Source organism: Bacillus sp. BSL6, from assembly GCF_052928345.1.
The window spans coordinates 254,049-272,132 of record NZ_JAVGCW010000001.1; the positions used below are offsets into that span (position 1 = coordinate 254,049).

Consider the following 18,084-nt stretch of genomic DNA (forward strand, 5'->3'; position numbering starts at 1 on the left):
AATTGATATCAGCAAGAATAATTTGAGGAGAGTGGATAGTTTGTCAACACTTCGTGAAGAAGCACTTCACATGCATAAAGTGCATCAAGGAAAATTAGAAACTGTATCAAAAGTAAAAGTAGAAAATGCAAAAGATTTAAGTCTTGCATATTCTCCAGGGGTTGCAGAACCTTGTAAAGAAATTTATGACGATAAAAGTAAGGTATATGAATATACAATGAAGGGAAATATGGTAGCAGTTGTGACAGATGGAACGGCTGTACTTGGTCTTGGTAACATCGGACCTGAAGCATCTCTTCCAGTAATGGAAGGTAAAGCTGTATTATTCAAGAGCTTTGCTGGTGTAGATGCATTCCCAATTGCCTTAAATACAAACGATGTAGATAAAATTGTTGAAACTGTAAAATTAATGGAGCCAACTTTTGGCGGCGTTAACTTAGAGGATATCGCAGCACCAAACTGCTTCATTATTGAAGAACGTTTGAAAAAAGAAACAAATATTCCTATCTTCCATGATGATCAACACGGAACAGCTATCGTAACAGTAGCGGGTCTTGTGAACGCGCTAAAACTAGTTGGAAAGAAAATGTCTGACATTAAAGTTGTCGCAAATGGCGCAGGTGCAGCAGGTATTGCAATTATTAAACTTTTATATCGCTATGGCGTACGCGACATTATTATGTGTGACCGTAAAGGGGCAATCTATGATGGTCGTCCTACAGGTATGAATCCGGTGAAGGATGAAGTGGCAAAATATACAAATAAGAATCGTATCGAAGGTTCTTTAGCTGATGTTGTACAAGGTGCGGACGTATTCATCGGTGTATCTGCAGAAGGTGCATTAACAGAAGAGATGGTTCGTACAATGAATGACGATGCAATTATTTTTGCAATGGCGAATCCAGTTCCAGAAATTATGCCAGAATTGGCAAAAGCAGCGGGCGCAGCTGTTGTTGGAACGGGTCGTTCTGACTTCGCAAACCAAGTAAATAATGTACTAGCGTTCCCTGGTATTTTCCGCGGTGCACTTGACGTACATGCGACACAAATTAACGAAGAAATGAAGATGGCAGCTGTACAAGCTATTGCTGAGCTTGTAGCAGAAGATGAGTTAAATGCAGACTATATCATTCCAGCACCGTTTGACGCGCGTGTAGCGCCTCAAGTAGCAGCTTACGTTGCAAAAGCTGCAATGGAGACAGGAGTAGCTCGCCGTCAAGTAGATCCAAATGAAGTTGCTGAGAAAACAAAACAATTAGCGCTGATTGGTAAAGAATAAGCGAGGAATTTCCATTGACATCATCAAATACAAAAGTATATCTCGAAATTGTAAAAAAAATCCGTTCCATTATGGAAGAGGATGGATTGGTAGCGGGGGATCGTTTGCCGTCTGAGCGTGAGTTAAGTTCACGTTTAAACGTAGGACGTTCCTCTGTAAGAGAAGCGTTGCGTGCTTTAGAACTTGTAGGATTAATTGAAACGAGACGTGGTGAAGGGACGTTTATTCGAAACTTTTACGATAACGGTCTTGTACAATTGATTGCTCCGTTCTTGCTGCAAGATGAGAAAACAATTCGTGATTTATTACAAACAAAACGATTGCTTGAGAAAGATATGATTCGAATTGTATGTAATTTACCGAAAGAAATGTTTTCTAAAGTGCTAAGTAAATTACATCAAGTGCTTGAAGGAAATGAAAACTCAGTTCCAATGCTTCACCAAACGTTCTTTAAAACACTTATTGAACAAGTCGATAATTATTTACTATATCGCATTTGGATGATCGTAAATGATTACGTATCAACGCTTTCTTGTAAAGTTTCAGGAGATTCTATCGATATGTATAGAAAGCTTTACGCTATTTTGGAAGAAAAACAAGAAAATGATGCACTAAAAATTTACGATGAATTAGTAGAGAATATACAGTTTTACTCGTAATGTATAAAATTTGTCGAAATGACCATGACACGTTATGACAAACATTCTATCGCGTAGCGGTTAAAGTTAAACGTAAAGAGTGAGGTTATTAGACAGATTGAGAAGATAAGGCTAACATCAAACTTTGGTGTTAGCCCAATTTTCTTCTTACGCTAACCTTAGCTCTCAACGAAGGGGGTCAAATTGTGCTAAGAGATTTATTCGTGAAAAAGAAAAAGTACGCTGCAATACCTTCAGAACAAGTACGAAAAGATGTACCAGACGGCGTTATGACAAAATGTCCGAAATGTAAAAAAATCATGTATACGAAAGAGCTTCTAAAAAATTTAAAAGTATGTGTGAATTGTGGATATCATCATCCTATGAATGCATGGGAACGTCTTGATAGTATATTGGACGAAGGGTCATTCCGTGAGTATGACAAAGAAATGGTTTCATTAAATCCACTCGAGTTTCCAGATTATGAAGAGAAACTAGAGAGCGATCGTAAGAAGACTGACTTGAACGAAGCGGTTGTAACTGGTGAAGGAACAATTGATGACATGCTTGTTGTTGTTGCAGTAATGGATTCTCGTTTTCGAATGGGGAGCATGGGCTCTGTTGTAGGAGAAAAAATTGCCCGTGCGGTTGAAAAGGCGTACGACTTACAAGTTCCATTTATTATCTTTACTGCTTCGGGTGGTGCCCGTATGCAAGAAGGGATATTAAGTTTAATGCAAATGGCAAAAACAAGCGTAGCTTTGAAAAAGCATAGTAATGCAGGAGGATTATTTATTTCTGTTATGACTCACCCAACGACGGGCGGGGTTTCAGCGAGTTTCGCTTCACTTGGTGATTATAATCTTGCAGAACCAGGGGCGCTGATCGGATTTGCTGGTAGACGTGTAATTGAACAAACGGTGCGTGAGAAACTACCGGAAGATTTCCAAACGGCAGAATTCTTACTAGAACATGGTCAATTAGATGCGGTGGTACATCGTGATGATATGAGAGAATCGCTTCGTAAGATTTTAGAAGTTCATCAAGGAGGGGAAATGGCTGTATGGCAGAGCTAGAATTTGAGAAACCAGTTGTTGAGCTAAGAAATAAGATTCGTGAACTGAAAGACTATACGAAAAACAGCCAGATGGACTTCAGTGAGGAGATTCGTATTTTGGAAGACAAGCTAGAAAATTTAGAGGAAGATATATACGGCAATATGAAAGTATGGGACCGTGTTCAAATTGCTCGTCATGCAGAACGACCGACAACGCTCGATTATATTGAGCACTTATTTACTGATTTTTTTGAATGTCATGGAGATCGTCTATTTGGCGATGATGCAGCGATTGTCGGCGGCATTGCGAAGTATAAAGGGATGCCTGTAACTGTAATCGGGCATCAACGCGGAAAAGATACGAAAGAAAATATTCGCCGTAATTTTGGGATGCCTCACCCAGAAGGATATCGAAAAGCATTGCGTTTAATGAAGCAGGCGGAAAAGTTCAATCGTCCAATTATTTGTTTTATTGATACGAAAGGAGCTTATCCTGGTAAAGCTGCTGAAGAACGTGGTCAAAGTGAAGCAATCGCCCGCAATTTATTTGAAATGGCAGGCTTAACGGTGCCTGTTATTTGTATCGTTATTGGCGAAGGTGGTAGTGGTGGTGCACTAGGTCTTGGAGTAGGAGATTACATTCATATGCTAGAAAATTCCACTTATTCTGTTATTACGCCAGAGGGTGCAGCGGCAATTCTTTGGAAAGATGCAGGAAAAGCAAAGGAAGCTGCAGAGGCGATGAGAATTACAGCAGCAGATTTGAAAGAATTAGGTGTAATTGACGAAATTATTCCAGAGACAAAGGGTGGATCACACCGTAATATTTTGAAACAGTCAGAAAATATAGATTTAATGCTAGGGAAAACTTTTGAACAATTAAACGGAATTTCGAAAGATGAATTAATCGAAAAACGTTATGAAAAATATATGAAAATTGGGCAAGTTTCGTTTTCAAACGCTTCCATTTGGATAAAATAAGAAAAGCGTGCGTTCCACTTCGCGAATGCACGTTTTTATTATGAAAAGACACATCTTCTCCATTGTATTTTTATATTTTTTCGTGTTATTTTATTATAAGGCAAATAATCTTTATGAGGTGAGTACAAATGAAACGTATTGGTGTATTAACAAGTGGTGGAGATTCACCTGGTATGAATGCTGCCATTCGTGCAGTTGTTCGTAAAGCGATTTTCCATGATATTGAAGTATATGGTATTTACCATGGATACGCTGGATTAATTTCTGGTCACATTGAAAAATTAGAACTAGGTTCTGTTGGCGATATTATCCACCGCGGTGGTACGAAATTATATACAGCAAGATGTCCTGAGTTTAAAGACCCAGAAGTACGACTAAAAGGTATCGAGCAATTAAAGAAACACGGTATCGAAGGACTTGTTGTTATTGGTGGAGATGGTTCTTACCAAGGCGCTAAAAAATTAACTGAACAAGGATTCCCATGTGTTGGTGTACCAGGTACAATTGACAATGATATCCCTGGAACAGACTTCACAATTGGTTTCGATACAGCTTTAAACACTGTTATTGATGCAATTGATAAAATTCGTGACACAGCTACATCTCATGAACGTACATATGTTATCGAAGTAATGGGACGTCACGCTGGTGATATCGCATTATGGGCTGGTTTAGCTGATGGTGCGGAAACAATCTTAATTCCAGAAGAAGAGTATGACATGGAAGATGTTATCGCTCGTCTGAAGCGCGGTAGTGAACGTGGTAAAAAACACAGTATTATCGTTGTAGCTGAAGGTGTTGGAAGTGCAATTGACATCGGTAAGCACATTGAAGAAGCAACAAACTTTGATACTCGCGTAACTGTATTAGGTCACGTACAACGTGGTGGATCACCAAGTGCACAAGACCGTGTATTAGCAAGCCGTCTTGGTGCAAGAGCAGTTGAATTATTAATTGCTGGTAAAGGTGGACGTTGTGTAGGTATTCAAGATAACAAACTTGTTGATCATGATATTATCGAAGCGTTAGCTCAAAAGCATACAATCGATAAAGATATGTATCAATTATCTAAAGAATTATCCATCTAATCGGCGTAATGTCGGATATTTGGGAACGGTTTCATAATTTTCGGAGGTGCAATATGCGTAAAACTAAAATTGTATGTACTATAGGTCCTGCTAGTGAAAGTATTGAAAAATTAGAGCAATTAATCGAAGCAGGTATGAACGTTGCTCGTTTAAACTTCTCTCATGGTAGCCATGAAGAACACGGCGCTCGTATTAAAAACATTCGTGAAGCTTCAAAGAAAACTGGTAAAACAGTTGGTATCTTACTTGATACAAAAGGTCCAGAAATCCGTACTCACGACTTCGTAGACGGACAAGCTGAGCTTGTAACAGGTGCAGAAGTAGTTATTTCTACTGAGCAAGTATTAGGTACTGCAGAGAAGTTCTCTGTATCTTATGCTGGTCTTTATGACGATGTAAACCCAGGTTCTCGCATTCTAATCGATGACGGTCTTATCGAGCTAGAAGTAATCGAAAAAGCTGACGGAAACATCCGTACAAAAGTTCTTAACAGCGGAACTGTAAAAAATAAAAAAGGTGTTAACGTACCAAACGTAAGCATTAAGCTTCCTGGTATCACTGAAAAAGACGTAAAAGATATCATCTTCGGTATCGAGCAAAAAGTTGATTTCATCGCAGCTTCATTCGTGCGTAAAGCAGCTGACGTATTAGAAATCCGTGAATTACTAGAAGAGCATAACGCTCAGTACATCCAAATCGTACCAAAAATCGAAAACCAAGAGGGTATCGACAACATCGATTCAATCTTAGAAGTTTCTGACGGTTTAATGGTAGCTCGTGGTGATATGGGTGTAGAAATTCCACCAGAAGAAGTACCATTAGTACAAAAACGTCTAATCAAAAAATGTAACGTGTTAGGTAAACCAGTTATTACTGCAACACAAATGTTAGATTCTATGCAACGTAACCCACGTCCAACTCGTGCGGAAGCAAGTGACGTAGCTAACGCAATCTTTGATGGTACAGATGCAATCATGCTTTCAGGTGAAACAGCTGCTGGACAATACCCAGTAGAAGCAGTAACAATGATGGCTAACATTGCAGTACGTGTTGAAAAATCATTACAATATGAAGATATGTTCAAAAAACGTATTAAAGAGTTCACTCCAACAATTACAGATGCAATTAGCCAATCTGTTGCGCATACAGCACTTGCTCTTGATGTAGCTGCAATTGTAGCTCCAACAGAAAGTGGATATACTGCGAAAATGATCTCTAAATACCGTCCTAAATCTCCAATCGTAGCTGTAACATCTGACGAGCAAGTAGGACGTCGTCTTGCACTTGTTTGGGGTGTACAAGCATTTATGGCTGAGAAGCGTGCAGCTTCTACTGACGAAATGTTAGATACAGCGATTCAAACAGGTATGGATGCAGGTCTAATCGGACTTGGAGACACTGTAGTAATCACTGCTGGTGTTCCAGTTGCTGAAACTGGTACAACAAACTTAATGAAAATCCACGTTGTTGGTGAAGAAGTTGCTAAAGGACAAGGAATCGGTCGTAAAGCTGCAAAAGGTAAAGTAGTTGTAGCGAAAACAGCTGCTGAAGCTGTAGCGAACGTAAACGAAGGTGATATCCTTGTTACAACAAGCACTGATAAAGATATGATTCCTGCAATCGAAAAAGCTGCTGCTCTAGTTGTAGAAGAAGGCGGCCTAACAAGCCATGCGGCTGTTGTAGGTGTATCAATCGGTATTCCTGTTATCGTTGGTGTAAACGGCGTAACAGCAACTTTAAAAAATGGCCAAGAAGTAACAGTTGATGCGGCACGCGGAATTGTTTATAATGGACATGCGGAAGTGCTATAAGTAATACGGAGAGAAGGATCGGAGTCCTTCTCTTTTTTTTACACAAAAATGAGGTAAAACTAGCTTAAAACGTCTGAAATTGCTTTTAAAAGCTGTTTATTATGAAGTTTGATGGGAAAGTGCGTTTAGCTTTTATATGGTGTATATGGACGTTGTGAGAGTGTTTAAAGTGATAGGATATGAAAGGAGTGTAGAACTATGAAGTGGTTACTATTCTTGTTTATATTAATACCGGCTATTGAGATTACAGTCTTAATTGGATCGAGTCATGTAATAGGTTTGTGGTCTACGTTCGCTATGATCGTATTTACAGGCGTTGTAGGTGTGTATTTGGCGAAAAGACAAGGGTTTAAAGTACTTGGAGAGATTCAATATAAGTTGAATAGAGGAGAAATGCCAGGAGCAGCGGTTTTAGATGGTATTTTTATCTTTGTAGGGGGTATTCTTTTAGTGCTTCCTGGATATGTAACGGATATAATAGGTTTCATCTTTGTTGTCCCTATGACGAGGGCTTTATTGAAGCCGTTTGTTATGAAGTGGATGGAATGGAAGTTTAGAAAAAACTCAACTATTATTGTGCAGAAATAGTGCTTAGATTATAGCGATCTAAGCACTGTTTTTTTGTCTGTAAAAGGATGAGAGGGTGGTTAAAGTTCAGTTAATGAAAGATGTGTTTTAATATGCGGCGAATGTGACGGTTGATAATCGATGGGGATAGGACCCTTGTAGATTAAAGTTTTACTTTGTTGTATTTGTTGTGTATTTTTTCGATTGGATATGTGATTTGGGGAGTTATTAGCTCTGAATCAGTGTGTTTAAAGTGGGAATCTGAACTTAAGATTGTTTTTGTATGTAAAAAAGAATGAATTGGAATGAAAAAAGTTAAATAAGAATAGGAAAATGGTCAGTTTAAGTCTCATTCTATGCCGATTTGTATATTTATTCATTTACATAAAAAGTAATAAATGTAAGTAATAAATATAAATTTATTAGAATAAATATGTAAAAATACCACGAAATATGCGTTTTTTATGCGAAAAACAAGAGAATTATCCTGTTTTTAGGGTAATTCTCTTGTTGTGTGTAATGAGTATGAAAAATAAGTACAAGGAATAATCAGTGGGGAATTTCCACTGATTATATGTAAGTTTTTTGTTGTGTATGAATTAGAAACTATTATTTTGAAGGTGAGCCTTTAATATATTTCCACAAATCATGGAATACACGAGCTTTGTGTAATGTATTAAGTAGTACTAAGGTGACTGGACCGATGATTAATCCTAAGAAGCCAAAGAGCTTAAAGCCGACAAATAGAGCAATCAGTGTTGCTAATGGATCAAGGCCGATATTAGATGAAAGTACCTTTGGCTCCATAATTTGCCTTTGGACAATCACGACGATGTATAAAATGAGAAGACCGATGGCGAAAGCAGTGTCGCCAGTGAAAAATACGTATATAACCCAAGGAACGAAGACAGCTCCTGTTCCTAAATACGGGAGTAAATCTACAACCCCTGTAATAATCGCGATAGTAATGGCGTATGGTACGCGTAATATTAAAAGTCCGATTAGTACAATAACAGTTGTCATAGATACGAGTGTAAGTTGTGCTTTAACAAAACCGAATAAAGCTTTTCTTAAATCCACAAAAATAGTTTTTCCATAGCCATGAACACGGTTGGGCAAAAACTTTCTTACTTTCTGAGCAAGACGATGCCAATCGTAACTAATGAAGAAAGTGGCTAATAAAACGAATACAAGTACAGTTAAAGTAGTTGGTAGTGCACTAATAAAATTTGTTAACCCGCTTATAATAGCGGTTAAAAGTTCTTTCATTTGCGTCGTTGCTTCGGTTCCTAAGTTTTGAATGTTTTGTGTAATCGTATAGCGCTGCGGTTCCCCAAGATGATTAAATTTAGAGATTAAATCATCGTAGAGAGGCATAATATGATTAAGTGCAAACTGCTGAGCGAATGCAACGATATCCGGAAATTTTACTGTAACAAGTTGTAGTAAGTATGTTGTGGCAGATATTGCTTCTGTTACAAGATATGTAACGAGTCCGACGATAGCTCCAAATACGAGAATTAAGCTAACGAGTACTGCGAGTGCGCGAGGAAATTGTAGTTTTTGATTCAGGAAATTGACGACAGGATTAATTAAATAAGCAAATGCGAAAGCGATAATAAAAGGATAGATAAGCCCTGACATATATAGTAATGCATAGAACCCGGCTACCGTCGCTATAATGACAAATACGAGTCGCAATATCATATATAGTAAGTTTCGATTCAAAGATGTATACCTCCCATTCCAATTTGGATTATCCTAATTCGTTCAACTTATAACGAGTGTGCCCCACTGATTAAAGTTTCACTTTATGTTATAGTGGAATGATGGATTTTCCTGCTTTTTCGGTACGTGAGTGACTGTGAAAGCTTGGTGTTGATGCTTCTACTATATGGTAAAAACTTCATTTTCTCTTCTTTTTATTTTACCTGTTTCTAATTAGAAAAGAAAGGAGAGACGCCCGTTTTTTAAAATGTATACATGCTTACATTTGGATGGTGAAAGTCTCAGTTTGGCATTTTAAAATGCGTAAAAAAATGAAGTGATTCATGTTGAATAGGCATCGATATAGCATGTATAACGATAGGTTTAAAGGTATTTTTGTTTGGAAATGAGTTCATTATTTTCAGAAAGGAAGTGCAAACATGATTAGTCAGTCAACGTTATTTTTATTCATACTACTTATTATAGGACTTATTGCGAAAAACCAATCGCTTACTGTAGCTATTGGTGTGTTATTTCTATTAAAATTTACATTTCTAGGGGATAAAGTCTTTCCTTATCTACAAACGAAAGGGATTAACCTCGGTGTTACGGTTATTACAATAGCAGTACTCGTACCGATTGCGACGGGGGAAATAGGGTTTAAGCAACTTGGAGAAGCAGCGAAATCGTATTATGCATGGATTGCTTTAGCTTCAGGGGTAGCAGTTGCTTTGTTAGCAAAAGGTGGCGTACAATTATTAACGACAGATCCTCATATTACAACTGCGCTCGTTTTCGGGACAATTATAGCAGTTGCTTTATTTAATGGGGTCGCTGTAGGTCCATTAATTGGGGCTGGAATTGCCTATGCAGTAATGAGTATTATACAGATGTTTAAATAAGGAATTTTATAGTAATATAAAATTTTTGAATTCTTTCTGTTCACAAAAGTCAGATAATTGTTTATAATAGGATTAGAAACTTTGAAAAGTTACATAACAGCAGAGACTTTACACCAGATAAAATAAAAACAACATAAAACAATTTTATAATGATATTGTTTTATGTTGTTTTTATCATAAAACTCTTCGGAATTCATTTTCCTCACTAACTTGTTGTTTTGAGCGTGAGGATTCGGGGAGACATTCACGCTCATGCTTTCCATGTAGACAATGGACAATAAGAGGGGAACATCGCAACAAATTTGCATGATCGTGCATTTTGCTTGCCTAAAGAGTGAACGGGCGTTCATAATTCAAAAGGGGAGCAAATAGATATAAGGAGCAAGGTTGGGAGAATTTTCAGGAAAAGGAGAGAATGTCATGACTGTTATTCGAGGTTTAGAAGGGGTAGTAGCAACAACATCATCTGTGAGCTCTATTATTGATGATACATTAACTTATGTTGGGTATAATATTGATGATTTAGCTGAGAATGCTACATTTGAAGAAGTAGTGTACTTATTATGGCATCGCAAGCTTCCTAACGAGCAAGAACTAGCGAAATTTAATGAGATTGTATCGGAATACTATAAAGTTCCAGGTGAGATTTTAGCATATTTGAAACAAGTAGATTTAAAAATCGCACATCCGATGTCTGTTTTACGAACTGCAATTTCCATGCTATCATTATACGATGAGAGCGCTGAAATTATGGATGAAAAGTCCAATTATTTGAAAGCGGTTAAATTACAGGCTCAAGTGGGTACTTTAGTTGCTGCTTATGCAAGAATCCGTAAAGGTTTAGATGTTGTTGAGCCTAGAAATGATTTATCATTAGCTGCAAACTTCTTGTACATGTTAAATGATCGCGAGCCAAATGAAGTTGAAATTGAAGCTTTTGATAAGGCGCTTGTACTTCACGCAGATCATGAGTTAAACGCTTCTACATTTACTGCACGCGTTTGTGTAGCTACACTTTCAGATGTATATTCTGGCATTACAGCAGCAATCGGTGCGTTAAAAGGTCCTCTTCACGGTGGGGCAAATGAAAATGTAATGAAGATGTTAACTGAAATTGGCGAAGAAGAAAATGTAGAATCATATATTCATAATGCTCTTCAAAATAAAGTGAAAATCATGGGCTTTGGCCACCGTGTATATGAGCAGGGTGATCCGCGTGCAAAACATTTACGCGAAATGTCTAAGAGATTATGCGTGCTTTTAGGAGAAGAGAAATGGTATAATATGTCTATCAAAATTGAAGACATTGTAACAAAAGAAAAAGGTCTTCCACCAAATGTTGATTTCTATTCAGCTTCTGTATACCATTGTTTAGGAATTGACCATGACTTATTTACACCTATTTTTGCAATTAGCCGTATGTCAGGCTGGTTAGCTCATATTCTAGAACAATATGAAAATAACCGTTTAATCCGTCCGCGTGCTGATTATAATGGACCAACACATCAAGTGTATGTTCCAATTGCACAACGATAAGCGAATAACACTATTTTGATAGTGAAAATACGCTTTCAAAAGTCTGATTTTTTCGGAAAGATGTAATGATTAGAATATTTTAATTTGACTAACGGTTTGAACTGAGGGGTTATTCCCTCAGTTTCATACATATGAAATTTCAAACATGGGGGTTATCACATTGACGACAGGTGAAAAAATTACTGTAACTAATGGTGTTATGAATGTACCAAACAATCCGATTATTCCATTTATCGAAGGAGATGGAATTGGTCCTGATATTTGGGCAGCTGCATCTCGTGTACTAGAAGCAGCAGTTGAAAAAGCTTATGATGGTGAGAAGAAAATCGTTTGGAAAGAAGTGCTTGCAGGGGAAAAAGCATTCAACCAAACAGGCGAGTGGTTACCAGAAGAAACTTTAAATTTAATTCGTGAATATTTAATCGCGATTAAAGGTCCACTTACAACTCCAGTTGGCGGTGGTATTCGTTCTCTAAACGTAGCACTTCGTCAAGAATTAGATTTATATGTATGTCTACGTCCAGTTCGTTATTTTGAAGGTGTTCCTTCACCTGTAAAACGTCCGGAAGATACTGATATGGTTATTTTCCGTGAAAATACAGAAGACATTTATGCTGGAATTGAATATGCGCAAGGATCTCCAGAAGCAGAAAAAGTTCTTGCTTTCTTAAAAGAAGCAATGGGTGTTAATAAAATCCGCTTCCCAGAAACATCTGGTATTGGTATTAAACCAATCTCAGAAGAAGGGACAAAGCGTCTTGTTCGTGCTGCAATTCAATATGCAATTAACGAAAAACGCTCTTCTGTTACATTAGTTCATAAAGGAAACATTATGAAATTTACAGAAGGTGCTTTCAAAAACTGGGGTTACGAAGTAGCGGAACAAGAATTCGGCGACAAAGTATTTACTTGGGCTGAATATGATCGTATCGTTGAGAAAGATGGTAAAGATGCAGCGAATAAAGCGATGGCAGACGCTGAAGTGGCTGGAAAAATCATCGTAAAAGATTCTATTGCAGACATCTTCTTACAACAAATTTTAACTCGTCCACGTGAGTTCGATGTTGTTGCAACAATGAACTTAAACGGTGACTACATCTCTGATGCACTTGCTGCACAAGTAGGTGGAATTGGTATTGCACCTGGTGCAAACATTAACTATGTAACTGGACATGCTATCTTTGAAGCTACGCACGGTACAGCTCCAAAATATGCAGGTTTAGATAAAGTAAACCCATCTTCAGTTCTTCTTTCTGGTGTATTATTATTAGAACACTTAGGATGGAACGAAGCTGCGAAATTAGTAACTGCTTCAGTTGAGAAGACAATTGCTTCAAAAGTAGTAACTTATGATTTCGCACGCTTAATGGAAGGTGCAACAGAAGTGAAATGTTCTGAGTTCGCTAATGAACTTATTAAAAACATGGATGTAGCGATAATCAAAAACGCATAATTAAAGTGGGGGGTAAATTATGACAATCAAACGCAAGAAAGTTTCAGTCATCGGTGCAGGATTTACAGGAGCAACAACAGCATTCTTATTAGCACAAAAAGAACTTGCAGATGTTGTATTAGTGGACATTCCACAGCTGGAAAATCCAACAAAAGGGAAAGCGTTAGATATGTTAGAAGCGAGCCCAGTACAAGGTTTTGATGCTAACATTATTGGAACATCTGATTACGCAGATACTGCTGATTCTGACGTTGTTGTGATTACAGCAGGTATTGCGCGTAAGCCTGGTATGAGCCGTGATGATTTAGTAGCAACAAACTCCAAAATTATGAAAAGTATTACGCGCGACATTGCAAAACATTCACCAAATGCAATTATTGTTGTGTTAACAAATCCAGTTGATGCAATGACATATTCTGTATTTAAAGAAGCTGGATTCCCGAAAGAGCGTGTTATCGGTCAATCGGGCGTATTAGATACAGCTCGTTTCCGTACATTCATCGCACAAGAATTAAATCTTTCTGTGAAAGACATTACAGGATTTGTTCTTGGTGGACACGGTGACGATATGGTACCTCTTGTACGTTATTCATATGCAGGTGGCATTCCGTTAGAAACGTTAATTCCGAAAGAGCGTTTAGAAGCAATCGTAGAACGTACCCGTAAAGGTGGCGGCGAGATTGTAGGCTTATTAGGAAACGGTAGTGCATATTATGCACCAGCTGCTTCTTTAGTTGAAATGACAGAAGCAATCTTAAAAGATCAACGCCGTGTATTACCGGCTATTGCGTACCTTGAAGGTGAATACGGTTATAGTGACCTTTACTTAGGGGTACCAGTAATTCTAGGTGGTAACGGAATTGAAAAAATTATTGAATTAGAACTTCTTGCAGATGAAAAAGAAGCGTTAGATCGCTCTGTAGAATCTGTACGTAATGTTATGAAGGTTCTTGTTTAATCATTAAATATAAGTAGAAAAAGATTCGGGGCCCCGAATCTTTTTCTACTATTTATACAAATGTTTTTTTGAAATAACATGAAAACGCTATCATTTGTAATATCCTATAATGAAACTGTAGATTTATACTATACATTGCCCTCATCATAGTAAATGTCGGATCAAGTATCGCTTTTAGTAGGATAATAAGGTGAAAAAATCGGAGGGGGTTGTAACATGTTAAAGAAAAAAGTTCAAATTGGTCGTAAAATGGATGAAATTACAGTAGGAGAGAAATTATCTATCACTGAAAAAATTGAGGATAAAGATTTGTTATTGTACTTAGGGTTAACGAATGATGCCAATCCATTATATATTCAGCATGATTACGCATCCCAAACTCCGTATGAAAAGCCGATTGTACCAAGCATTATGCTAACTGGAATGATTACAACGGCAGTTACGAAATATTTACCAGGTCCAGGTAGTCATATTACGAGAAAGGACCTTACGTTCGTGAAGCATGTTCACCATTATGAAACGTTACAAATCCACTTTGAAGTTGTGGCTGTTTCTGAGGAGGAACATACAATTGATATGCTTGTATTTGCTCATGATGAAAAAGGGGATACTGTTGTGAAAGGCTCATTAACAGTAACGCCACCTTACAAATCAGTCTCTATTATGGAAAAAGCATTAGATAATTTTTAAAACATGAAAATGTGAATAGCGCTAGCATACCTTTCATAAGGGGGCTAGCGCTATTTTTAGTTGAAGAATCCCTCTTTGAACCCTTCAGCAAAATCTGAACACCCCGTTTTAATCGTATCCCAGCTCGGTACGTTAAAAGTAAGGAAACATGTTACTACTAAAGTTAAAATAGGTAGTAATATTCGCATAATAGCTCCTTTATTGCGTTTATTTATATATTAAAATTAATAATATATAAATTAATAATTAAAGTCAATTAAAGGGGTTTTTTAAGATGAAGTGGAAGAGAGAAGACGTTATCTTTGAAACGATAAGAGAAGCTGAAGTATGGGCGGACGGGGTTGCGAATGAAATGCATGGAAGACTATTTGATGGATATGAAACGCTAGATTATAAAATAGCGTATGCTCTTTCTTTTTTTCTAGCGCAAAATCGAGAATTCAATATTCATACGGAAGTAGAATGGAATGAAAATATAGATGTGTATAAAGTATGGATAACAACACGTTAATGGAAGTGAATGAGTAATAACAATGGCACAATCTGAATCCATGAATAGACAATTATATTGAGAGGGACCTTGTTTTCTAGTATGATGAGAATAACGGGGAAAATACTAGGATGAAGAAGGTTTCAAGTCTATAACTTGGAGGAAAAGAATGAACAATCGTATTTTAGTAGTTGATGATGAGGAATTTATCTTAACTTTAATTGAATTTAATTTACAACAAGCTGGGTTTGAAGTGATAACAGCGATGGATGGAGAAATGGCGCTTCAAAAAGCGACAACAGAACGCCCAGATTTAATTATATTAGATTTAATGCTTCCAAAAATGGATGGTATGGAAGTGTGTAAAGAATTACGATTGCAGCGCGTTATGACGCCAATTTTAATGTTAACAGCAAAAGATGATGAGTTTGATAAGGTGCTAGGTCTTGAACTTGGGGCGGATGATTATATGACGAAGCCATTTAGCCCAAGGGAAGTTGTGGCGCGTGTGAAGGCAATTTTACGCCGTACGAAATTACAACAAGAAGAGCAAGTTACAGAATCGTCAGATGAAGAGAGCATTACAATTGCTGAACTTAAAATTTTACCGGAGTTTTATGAGGCTTATTTCCAAGGAAGAAAGCTTGAATTAACACCAAAAGAATTTGAACTACTTGTTTATCTTGCGAAAAATAAAAGTCGCGTATTAACGCGTGATCAATTATTAAGTGCTGTATGGAATTATGATTTCGCTGGTGATACACGAATTGTTGACGTTCATATTAGCCATTTGCGCGATAAAATTGAACAAAATACGAAAAAACCGACGTACATTAAAACGATACGTGGTTTAGGATATAAATTAGAGGAGCCAAAAGGGGATGAATAAATTTCGTTCCAGGCTTCTTTTTACATTTGTTTCTCTTATTGTTTTTATTTTAGTCGGACTCGGTTTATTGCTGGAAACCGTGTTTGAAAACTATTATATAGATCATGCGAAAGAGAGAATGGTAAAAGAGACAGAGTATGTTGCGGTATTAGCAGAAGAACAAGGTTTTGATGATGTTTTAAAAAATCCATATATATTTAAAAAGCTAGAAGAAAAAATTCAGGCTTCTATTGCTTTTGTAGATGAGAAAAAGAAAGTTCAATATAGCGGGGGAGAACCGTCTGCTTTTAGCCAAGGGACAATAAAAGAACTTTCCTCTGAAACAACGAAACAAAGAAATAAAGTCATTACGAAAGAAACAGATCAAAATAATGAATTTTACCATGCGGTGTTCGTGCAAGATGTAGCAGGGAAACAAGGATACATTTTGGTGAAGAGCACAATCGAGCCTTTGAAAGACGTTCATCAAAAAACGTGGGGATTATTAATTATCGGATTTGTTATTGCGTGTCTTGTAGTCGTATTTTTAGGTATGAAAATTACAGGGCAATATATTAGGCCGATTGAGTCCGTTACGAAAGTTGCCATCGAATTAGCGAAGGGTAATTATAAAGCACGCGCTTATGAAAGTCATTCGGATGAAACGGGAATGTTAAGTAAAGCGATTAATATTTTAGCTCGTAATTTACAAGAGATGACACTTGAGCAAGAAATGCAACAAGATCGTCTGCATACGTTAATTGAAAATATGGGAAGCGGAATGATTTTAATTGATAGCCGCGGTTATATCAACCTTGTAAACCGTTCGTATAAGGAAACTTTCCACGTCACAGATGAAGAATATTTAGATCGTTTATATTATGAGTCGTTTCATCATCCGGAAATTATAGAGCTTGTGGAAGAAATCTTTATGACAGAAGTGAAAGTGCGCAAACAAATGTTATTGCCACTTGGAATTGAGCGAAAGCATTTCGAGGTATATGGAGCACCGATTATCGGGACGAACCATGAATGGAAAGGGATTGTCCTTGTATTCCATGACATTACTGAGCTGAAAAAGTTAGAACAAATGAGAAAAGACTTTTTAGCGAATGTTTCTCATGAACTAAAAACGCCGATTACTTCTATTAAAGGTTTTTCAGAAACACTTTTAGACGGTGCTATGGATAATAAAAAATTCTGCGAGCATTTCTTGCATATTATTTTAAAAGAAAGTGAACGTATGCAAGGATTAATTGAAGATTTATTAGATTTATCAAAGATTGAGCAACAAGGATTTAAATTGAATATGGGTACCGTTGATATGAAGGGACTTCTTGAAGATATTCATATGGTACTTGATAATAAAGCGGGAGAAAAAGAAATCTCTTTACAAGTAAATGCATTAAAACGTGTCTCTGTCATTGGAGATCCAAGTCGCTTGCAGCAAATCTTTATTAATTTAATGAATAACGCAATCGTATATACACCGGCTGGAGGCGTTGTTTCTGTAGAATTAGCAGAAGATAAATATAATGCTTATATAAAAGTGTCGGATACTGGAATTGGTATTAGTAAAGATGAAATTCCGCGTATTTTCGAACGCTTTTACCGAGTTGATAAAGCGAGAAGTAGAAATACTGGTGGTACAGGTCTTGGGTTATCAATCGTAAAGCATTTAGTCGAGGCCCATCACGGTACGATTACAGTGGATAGTGAAGTAGGAGAAGGGACAACGTTTACAGTTGTTTTACCAAAATCAGCAACTGAAAAATAGGATGAAGGATGTTTACAATATATTAACAATGGCTTAATTAAATATTAATAAAGCTCTGTTAATATAATACATGAAAACCCCTTCATCCAAGGAGTATTTTTGGACGAGAATAGTTAAGCTGTTCTCGTCACTTCCCTTTATGCCAATATAAGTCTGTTTTATATATGAAAGAAAATAACCGTTATTTTTCTTCTCTCTATTAGTCATGTTAATATAGAGAGAGGAAAGAAACGGTTTTTTTCTGTGAAAAAAATCATTTCAAATTTGTATGGGGAGGTTTCT

The 18,084-nt window shown here is 37.1% G+C and carries 17 protein-coding genes; 15 read left to right on the top strand and 2 right to left on the bottom strand.

From position 1 onward, the window contains the following. Positions 1-70: 70 nt before the first annotated feature. The 7 genes from RCJ96_RS01525 to RCJ96_RS01555 all read left to right on the top strand — a co-directional run bounded on the left by RCJ96_RS01525 (position 71) and on the right by RCJ96_RS01555 (position 7,442). Positions 71-1,279, top strand: coding sequence for an NAD(P)-dependent malic enzyme (locus RCJ96_RS01525; protein ID WP_001970845.1), 1,209 nt, complete (start codon positions 71-73; stop codon positions 1,277-1,279). Between the two features lie 14 nt (positions 1,280-1,293). Next, positions 1,294-1,938, top strand: coding sequence for a FadR/GntR family transcriptional regulator (locus RCJ96_RS01530; protein ID WP_242304567.1), 645 nt, complete (start codon positions 1,294-1,296; stop codon positions 1,936-1,938). 185 nt (positions 1,939-2,123) lie between these two features. Continuing rightward, on the top strand, positions 2,124-2,993 hold the full coding sequence (accD, locus tag RCJ96_RS01535; RefSeq protein ID WP_000942861.1) for an acetyl-CoA carboxylase, carboxyltransferase subunit beta: 870 nt from the start codon (positions 2,124-2,126) through the stop codon (positions 2,991-2,993). Further along, positions 2,981-3,955 (top strand): acetyl-CoA carboxylase carboxyl transferase subunit alpha, encoded by a 975-nt coding sequence (gene accA / locus RCJ96_RS01540; protein WP_316148883.1) that lies wholly within the window; start codon positions 2,981-2,983, stop codon positions 3,953-3,955. The genes accD and accA overlap by 13 nt, the downstream gene beginning before the upstream one ends. A gap of 128 nt (positions 3,956-4,083) precedes the next feature. Next, a complete protein-coding gene (gene pfkA, locus RCJ96_RS01545) occupies positions 4,084-5,043 on the top strand; it encodes a 6-phosphofructokinase (protein WP_000821163.1) in 960 nt (319 codons plus the stop codon). 53 nt (positions 5,044-5,096) lie between these two features. Then, positions 5,097-6,854 carry a pyruvate kinase gene (gene pyk / locus RCJ96_RS01550; protein ID WP_001232661.1) on the top strand — a complete coding sequence of 586 codons (1,758 nt, stop codon included), beginning with the start codon at positions 5,097-5,099 and terminating at the stop codon, positions 6,852-6,854. Between the two features lie 198 nt (positions 6,855-7,052). Next, complete coding sequence (locus tag RCJ96_RS01555; RefSeq protein WP_316148882.1) at positions 7,053-7,442, top strand: FxsA family protein; 390 nt, start codon at positions 7,053-7,055, stop codon at positions 7,440-7,442. Positions 7,443-8,030: 588 nt separating this feature from the next. Here the strand turns inward: RCJ96_RS01555 and ytvI are convergent. Further along, positions 8,031-9,149, bottom strand: coding sequence for a sporulation integral membrane protein YtvI (ytvI, locus tag RCJ96_RS01560; protein WP_001081394.1), 1,119 nt, complete (start codon positions 9,147-9,149; stop codon positions 8,031-8,033). A 419-nt stretch (positions 9,150-9,568) separates the two neighbouring features. Here ytvI and RCJ96_RS01565 point away from each other — a divergent pair, with 419 nt between their 5' ends. From RCJ96_RS01565 to RCJ96_RS01585, 5 genes are all read left to right on the top strand, one after another. Then, positions 9,569-10,030, top strand: coding sequence for a DUF441 domain-containing protein (locus RCJ96_RS01565; RefSeq protein ID WP_000625507.1), 462 nt, complete (start codon positions 9,569-9,571; stop codon positions 10,028-10,030). A gap of 387 nt (positions 10,031-10,417) precedes the next feature. Next, positions 10,418-11,566, top strand: a complete 1,149-nt coding sequence (gene citZ / locus RCJ96_RS01570; RefSeq protein ID WP_000503660.1) for a citrate synthase — start codon at positions 10,418-10,420, stop codon at positions 11,564-11,566. A gap of 160 nt (positions 11,567-11,726) precedes the next feature. Beyond that, a complete protein-coding gene (icd, locus tag RCJ96_RS01575; RefSeq protein WP_000206898.1) occupies positions 11,727-13,019 on the top strand; it encodes an NADP-dependent isocitrate dehydrogenase in 1,293 nt (430 codons plus the stop codon). A 19-nt stretch (positions 13,020-13,038) separates the two neighbouring features. Then, on the top strand, positions 13,039-13,977 hold the full coding sequence (mdh, locus tag RCJ96_RS01580; RefSeq protein ID WP_000153232.1) for a malate dehydrogenase: 939 nt from the start codon (positions 13,039-13,041) through the stop codon (positions 13,975-13,977). A gap of 216 nt (positions 13,978-14,193) precedes the next feature. Then, positions 14,194-14,667, top strand: coding sequence for a MaoC/PaaZ C-terminal domain-containing protein (locus tag RCJ96_RS01585; protein WP_316148881.1), 474 nt, complete (start codon positions 14,194-14,196; stop codon positions 14,665-14,667). 56 nt (positions 14,668-14,723) lie between these two features. Here RCJ96_RS01585 and RCJ96_RS01590 read toward each other — a convergent pair whose 3' ends face one another. After that, positions 14,724-14,855, bottom strand: a complete 132-nt coding sequence (locus RCJ96_RS01590; RefSeq protein ID WP_001993614.1) for a hypothetical protein — start codon at positions 14,853-14,855, stop codon at positions 14,724-14,726. Between the two features lie 86 nt (positions 14,856-14,941). Here RCJ96_RS01590 and RCJ96_RS01595 point away from each other — a divergent pair, with 86 nt between their 5' ends. From RCJ96_RS01595 to phoR, 3 genes are all read left to right on the top strand, one after another. Further along, entirely contained in the window at positions 14,942-15,178 is a 237-nt protein-coding gene (locus tag RCJ96_RS01595; protein ID WP_000871418.1) for a hypothetical protein, read from the top strand. A gap of 148 nt (positions 15,179-15,326) precedes the next feature. Next, a complete protein-coding gene (gene phoP, locus RCJ96_RS01600) occupies positions 15,327-16,046 on the top strand; it encodes a two-component system response regulator PhoP (protein WP_001065225.1) in 720 nt (239 codons plus the stop codon). After that, on the top strand, positions 16,039-17,802 hold the full coding sequence (gene phoR / locus RCJ96_RS01605; protein WP_074610057.1) for a sensory box histidine kinase PhoR: 1,764 nt from the start codon (positions 16,039-16,041) through the stop codon (positions 17,800-17,802). Before phoP ends, phoR begins: the two co-directional genes overlap by 8 nt. Positions 17,803-18,084: the final 282 nt, after the last annotated feature.

Coding starts and splice junctions, on each gene's coding strand:
- RCJ96_RS01595 (WP_000871418.1), top strand. CDS start 14,942: ATGAAGTGGAAGAGAGAAGACGTTATCTTTGAAACGATAAGAGAAGCT.
- pyk (WP_001232661.1), top strand. CDS start 5,097: ATGCGTAAAACTAAAATTGTATGTACTATAGGTCCTGCTAGTGAAAGT.
- RCJ96_RS01585 (WP_316148881.1), top strand. CDS start 14,194: ATGTTAAAGAAAAAAGTTCAAATTGGTCGTAAAATGGATGAAATTACA.
- RCJ96_RS01565 (WP_000625507.1), top strand. CDS start 9,569: ATGATTAGTCAGTCAACGTTATTTTTATTCATACTACTTATTATAGGA.
- RCJ96_RS01555 (WP_316148882.1), top strand. CDS start 7,053: ATGAAGTGGTTACTATTCTTGTTTATATTAATACCGGCTATTGAGATT.
- mdh (WP_000153232.1), top strand. CDS start 13,039: ATGACAATCAAACGCAAGAAAGTTTCAGTCATCGGTGCAGGATTTACA.
- phoR (WP_074610057.1), top strand. CDS start 16,039: ATGAATAAATTTCGTTCCAGGCTTCTTTTTACATTTGTTTCTCTTATT.
- accA (WP_316148883.1), top strand. CDS start 2,981: ATGGCAGAGCTAGAATTTGAGAAACCAGTTGTTGAGCTAAGAAATAAG.
- RCJ96_RS01590 (WP_001993614.1), bottom strand. CDS start 14,855: ATGCGAATATTACTACCTATTTTAACTTTAGTAGTAACATGTTTCCTT.
- phoP (WP_001065225.1), top strand. CDS start 15,327: ATGAACAATCGTATTTTAGTAGTTGATGATGAGGAATTTATCTTAACT.
- RCJ96_RS01525 (WP_001970845.1), top strand. CDS start 71: ATGCATAAAGTGCATCAAGGAAAATTAGAAACTGTATCAAAAGTAAAA.
- pfkA (WP_000821163.1), top strand. CDS start 4,084: ATGAAACGTATTGGTGTATTAACAAGTGGTGGAGATTCACCTGGTATG.